Annotated in this window: 6 protein-coding genes; 2 read left to right on the forward strand and 4 right to left on the reverse strand. The window is 46.0% G+C overall.

What is annotated here, in order from left to right; translation table 11 throughout:
* Positions 1-158 precede the first annotated feature (158 nt).
* Complete coding sequence (locus V7Z69_RS09405) at positions 159-404, forward strand: FeoA family protein (protein WP_014163675.1); 246 nt, start codon at positions 159-161, stop codon at positions 402-404.
* Complete coding sequence (locus tag V7Z69_RS09410; protein ID WP_334139737.1) at positions 401-2,206, forward strand: ferrous iron transporter B; 1,806 nt, start codon at positions 401-403, stop codon at positions 2,204-2,206. Before V7Z69_RS09405 ends, V7Z69_RS09410 begins: the two co-directional genes overlap by 4 nt.
* Before the next feature lie 21 nt (positions 2,207-2,227).
* Here the strand turns inward: V7Z69_RS09410 and V7Z69_RS09415 are convergent, their stop codons facing one another.
* The 4 genes from V7Z69_RS09415 to V7Z69_RS09430 all read right to left on the reverse strand — a co-directional run bounded on the left by V7Z69_RS09415 (position 2,228) and on the right by V7Z69_RS09430 (position 4,965).
* Positions 2,228-2,995, reverse strand: a complete 768-nt coding sequence (locus V7Z69_RS09415) for an ABC transporter ATP-binding protein (RefSeq protein ID WP_334139738.1) — start codon at positions 2,993-2,995, stop codon at positions 2,228-2,230.
* A 20-nt stretch (positions 2,996-3,015) separates the two neighbouring features.
* Entirely contained in the window at positions 3,016-4,005 is a 990-nt protein-coding gene (locus V7Z69_RS09420; protein WP_334139739.1) for a FecCD family ABC transporter permease, read from the reverse strand.
* A gap of 24 nt (positions 4,006-4,029) precedes the next feature.
* Positions 4,030-4,629, reverse strand: coding sequence for a ribonuclease HI family protein (locus tag V7Z69_RS09425; protein WP_334139740.1), 600 nt, complete (start codon positions 4,627-4,629; stop codon positions 4,030-4,032).
* A gap of 153 nt (positions 4,630-4,782) precedes the next feature.
* Positions 4,783-4,965, reverse strand: coding sequence for a hypothetical protein (locus tag V7Z69_RS09430; RefSeq protein ID WP_334139741.1), 183 nt, complete (start codon positions 4,963-4,965; stop codon positions 4,783-4,785).
* Between the last annotated feature and the right edge of the window lie 375 nt (positions 4,966-5,340).

A 5,340-nucleotide genomic window follows, 5' to 3' on the forward strand; every position in this document is an offset into this window, starting at 1 on the left:
TCTTCCTTCCCCCCAAACTAGTCAAGCAAAGTCGCCTGGGAGTTTATTGATAAAGGATATTGACAATAAAGGCACAACCGTGTATCGTTGCATGTGCAAAAAGTTTGGTGAGGCTAACTTTTCTTAAGTTATTCTTCCTTGCCGAAGAGGAGGTAAACATGACCACTGGGCTTCATTTATTGAAAAATGGCCAAAAGGCCAAGATAGTTTCTCTGCCTCCAGGCTTGTGTGGTAAACGAATAGAAGCTTTGGGGCTGAGACCTGGGAAAACAATAGAAAAGGTCTCAGGAATGCCCTTCAAGGGGCCTGTTACCATCTCACTGGACGGAAGGCAGATTGCCATAGGTCATGGGATGAGCGAGAAAATTGTGGTTGAACCTATTACGGAAGGAGAATCCCAATGAAGTTCCCCTGCCTCGGTTGCCACGACCAAGCTCAGCATTGCGGAGGCTGTCCGGCTTCCAATGAAAATTCACCTTCCGAACTAAAAAAAATTCTCCTAGTGGGCAATCCTAACGTGGGCAAAAGTGCCGTCTTCACGAGGTTGACCGGAGTTCATGCCATATCTTCTAATTTTCCTGGAACAACCATAAGTTTCACTCAAGGAAACCTACGACACGAAGGTCAAAACTACGTTATCATAGATGTCCCAGGAACTTACACATTGAATCCCACAAACGAAGCAGAGGAAGTGGCCAAGCGCATAATCGAAGAAGATTCTGACATAGTGATAATTGTCCTTGACGCAGGAGCACTGGAGAGGAACTTATACTTGGCCCTTCAAGTCCTGGAGCTTGGAAAGAAAGCCATAGTTGCGCTCAACATGGTAGACGAAGCTAGGCATAAAGGCATTGAGATCAACATTGAAGCTCTTGAGAAAGCTCTGGGAGTTCCCGTAGTCCCAACTGTTGCTCTTTCTGGCAGGGGAATAAAGAACTTGGTGAATCGCCTCAAGGAGGCTAGAAAATCCCACATAACTCCACAAAGTGACGAAGATAGGTGGAAGACCATAGGGAACATAATCGCCCAAACACAAAAAGCCCATCACAGACATCACACTGTGAAGGACCGTCTGGAGGACATCACAGTCCATCCCTTGTGGGGCGCTCTGTTTGGAATAGCCGTAATAGTTGCAAGTTATTACGCTGTTAGACAGATCGGAGAGGGCATCATAAACTACATCCTTGATCCCATCTTCTCTACATTTGTCCTGCCTCTACTGGAAGCTCTCTCAAGGAGCATGAATCCCCAAGGCTTTATGCACTCTTTGTTACTAGGAACATTGATAAACGGCACATTAGACTTTGAGCAAAGTTTCGGCCTATTGACTACAGGTCTATACGTCCCCCTCGTAATGGTTCTGCCATATATTTTTGCATTTTACACCGTACTGAGTTTACTGGAAGATTCAGGATATCTACCTCGACTTGCTGTATTATTCGACTCGTTGATGCACCGATTGGGCCTCCACGGCTTCGCAATAGTCCCCAACCTGCTTGGCCTAGGGTGCAACGTGCCTGGCATCCTGGCGACGAGGGTTCTTGAATCCCCCAGAGAGCGATTCATTGCTTCTACGCTAATTTCCGTAGCCGTACCATGCGCTGGCCTTCAAGCGATGATATTCGGTGCGCTAGGAAGCTTTGGCGGCAAATACGTGGCAATGGTGTACGGCTCCCTTGCTGTCGCATGGATAGTCTTAGGAAGGATCCTAAATGCGTTGCTTCCAGGCTACAGCCCCGAGCTCATCATAGAGATACCTCCGTATAGAGTTCCTTCATTGAGAGGACTCGGTCTTAAACTGTGGTTTAGGATCAGGGGTTTTCTGATTGAGGCAATCCCTCTAGTCTTATTTGGCGTCCTGGTGGTCAACCTTCTCTATATGTCAGGAATTATGAACGTAATATCCAACCTTTTGGAGCCTTTCTTCAACATCGTTCTGGGGCTTCCAGCATCAACAGCTGGCCCCATAATACTAGGACTATTGAGAAAAGACGTGGCCGTTGGTATGCTGTTACCGCTGAACCTCACCCCTCAGCAAATGGTCATAACCGTGGTGATGTTGTCCATGACGTTCCCGTGCATAGCTACTTTCATAGTCCTCTTTAGGGAACTTGGAGCCAAGAAGATGCTTTACAGTCTGGGAATAATGTTGACAACAGCGATATTGTTCGGTTTCATGCTGAGGTTATTCTTCTTGCTTGCGTAAGGTTTTTCAGCGTTTCCTGTTTCAATCGGCTACAGGAAACGCTATTTCTCCTACATCAGGTATGAAGTGTTTCGTCCATTTCACGCCGAACACTGTCTCCAAAGAGGTTGTGTCCAAATCCCTTGACTTTTTGGTACAAACCACTTTACCCTCCTTCAGGAACATTACCCGATCGGACCAACGAAGGGCAGAGTTCACATCGTGCATGGCTATCAATATGGCACATCCCTTTTCCCTCAGTCCTTCCACGAGCTTAAACATGGAAAGAGCATGTTTAGGGTCCAATGCGCTTGTAGGCTCGTCCATCAAAAGAATGTGGGGCTCCTGGGCCAGAGCTCTGGCTATTGCTACCCTTTGGGCTTCTCCACCCGAAAGCTCTGTAGCCAACCGATCCTCAAATCCCTCAAGATCTACAGCCTTCAAGCTATTTCTGGCAATTTCGTAATCCTGAGCTCCAAAGCTATTGAACCTTCCCGCGTAGGGATAACGGCCCATAAGCACTATCTCTATAACCCTGAAGGGCATATAAAAGTAGTTCTGCTGTGGAACCACGGCAACCTTCCTCGCAAGGTCCCTTTTGGCAATCTCTTTTATGTTCTTCCCTTCGAAGAAAACTTCACCGCTGGTCATGCGGCCAACACCTGCAACAGCACCTATCAAAGTGCTCTTTCCGCTCCCGTTGGGGCCTAAAAGGCCCAATATCTCCCCATATTGAAGATGGAAGGTAACGGAGTCCAAAATGACCTTGTCCCCCATGATCACGCTTATATTATTGGCTTCTAACGCCACGCTAATCCCCCTCATTACTCCTACCTTCCCTTCCACAGGAGGAAGCAAAACACAGGGCCACCCGTAAGAGCAGTAAGGACTCCTATAGGAAGCTCTCCTAACATTCTGGAGAACGTGTCCGCTACAACAAGCAAAATGCCTCCACCCAAAAAGGCCAAAACCACAAGCCCCCGATGTCCCGGACCAAAGATCAACCGCAACAAATGGGGCACTACCAGACCAACAAACCCTATCACACCACAGGTAGAAACTGCTACAGATGTTGCAAGGGAACTCAAAAAGAGAAGGGCTAGTTTTGTCCTCCCTTCGTCAACACCCAAGGCCTCTGCTGGCCCCCCTGAAGCTATAATGTCCATCTCTCTGGAATAGAATAAGCCTACAGTCAAAACGGCCATAGCCGAAGCAAAAACTAAAAAGACCTGAGACCAGTCAGCTGAGGAAAAACTGCCCAAAAGCCAAAATACTATAACGGAAGCTTGCTGGCCTGCTAAGGCTTTGAGCAGAGTTATGCCAGCACTCAATATACTGCTAACTACTACTCCAGCAAGAATTAGTCTAGGAGAATTTTTGATACCCTTACTTCCTCCGGCCAAAGCCATGGAGACCAAAAGAGAAGCTGCACCCCCAACGAATGCATAAATCGCCACAGGCCTTAGACCTAACAGAAAGGCCAAAGATGCCCCAAATGCGGCTCCGGTAGCCACTCCAAGAGTGTAAGGCTCTGCCAGAACGTTCATCAAAAGCCCCTGATAAATAACCCCACTGGTGGAAAGGCATGCTCCTACAAGTAATGCAGAAACAACCCTTGGAAGCCTTATATCCAATAGGATCAATCTTTCTTGTGCCTGGAAACCATCAGGGTTACCCCACACCAAACTCCCCAAAACCGAAAAAACCCGTCTAATGGATATAGGTGCTTCTCCCACAGACAGGGACCAAAAAACGCACAAAATCAAAACTCCAAATAGGGTAGTAAAACCCAAAAGGCAATTTACCCGCCTTTTCCCCAAAAATACCACCTCATAAGTCTGGTTTTAAGCCTTTGTTTTTTTTCTTCCCTTGGTGACCTCCTCCATGTGAGCACAATGCCCTTTTGTCCTAAAATCAGGGCAGCTACAACTGTTGTGTTTCACATCTACGACAAACTCTTCCTGACCATCTTTTACAATGTATATATGGTCAGATACCATACGAGAGACCAATTTATCGGCATGTTCGTCAGTCTCTCCACCAACTCTTTTGCTTTCGTCTATAGCCTTGTTCGAAAGATTATCAGCCAGGCTGTTTTCCTGTCTTGGTATCCACTGAAGTCGAGCTTTCGTCTTATCGATGAGGAACAGGGCCTCTTCTGCCAAAGGTAAAAGTCTGGGCTCCCTTATCTTCCAGTTGCCCAGCATCTGATTGACCACCAACTTGCTGTCACCTTTCACAACACAATTGTAAAGTTTCCTATTCAAGAGTTCTCTAAGCAAGAGGATCAGAGCCTCGTACTCCGCTTCGTTGTTGGTTCGCTTGCCTAAGTACTTGGACTCCTTCCACAGGATCTGCCCCTTGCCAAAATCAACGATACAAGCACCTGCTCCGGCCTCTCCAGGATTCCCCCTGGACGCCCCATCAAAGTAGCCAATTATCATGCTATTGCTCCTTTCATAAAAACTTTAATATGAACATTGACTCACTATACTAACTATAACGACCTAAGCCATTATATCAATAACAAGCAGGCGCCCTAAGGCGCCTGCTTCCGATAGCCCACTCACTTATTTATTAAAGGACAAAACCTCACATTACAAGGATTCCGCTAAATGGTAAACCGCTGAAGTTTGAGGTGAGGATACAGCATCCTGAGATTTGGCCAACAACCAATGGCCACTTTCATCCTTGGTCCACACATTGAAGCTCGTGAAAGTTTCCTCTATGATGCTCTGATTTGCCATGTACCAGTTGCCATTTTGATCTTTTATCCACATAATTATCCCTCCCGTTTTTTTTAAAAATCACTAACCCCTCACACCAAATCAAAACGGGCAGGTTCATCTTATTCGTCCTGGTTCAGGATGTATTCCGGAAGCCAAACTTCTAACCACCCTTATTCCTCCTTTGTTCTGTGCTTGGGGTAATTTATATCAACTATTCTTCAGTTTGTCAACTGCAGTTTATTATTTTTGGCTTTTTGAACTTTTTCAAGCTATACAGTTTATGCAACCGGTTGAATTATAACATTGCCCCCCAACATCTGCAAGGTGGAAACACCTTAAAACTTTTTGTGTATTTTAAAGAAAAGTATAACTATTTCTTCTGTTTTTACCTATAATGATGCTAAGATATAGTGACAATGAGTTAAA

This window comes from Thermovirga lienii (genome assembly GCF_036847465.1).
Taxonomy (GTDB): Bacteria; Synergistota; Synergistia; order Synergistales; family Thermovirgaceae; genus Thermovirga; species Thermovirga lienii.

Coding starts and splice junctions, on each gene's coding strand:
- V7Z69_RS09405 (WP_014163675.1), top strand. CDS start 159: ATGACCACTGGGCTTCATTTATTGAAAAATGGCCAAAAGGCCAAGATA.
- V7Z69_RS09410 (WP_334139737.1), top strand. CDS start 401: ATGAAGTTCCCCTGCCTCGGTTGCCACGACCAAGCTCAGCATTGCGGA.
- V7Z69_RS09425 (WP_334139740.1), bottom strand. CDS start 4,629: ATGATAATTGGCTACTTTGATGGGGCGTCCAGGGGGAATCCTGGAGAG.
- V7Z69_RS09430 (WP_334139741.1), bottom strand. CDS start 4,965: ATGTGGATAAAAGATCAAAATGGCAACTGGTACATGGCAAATCAGAGC.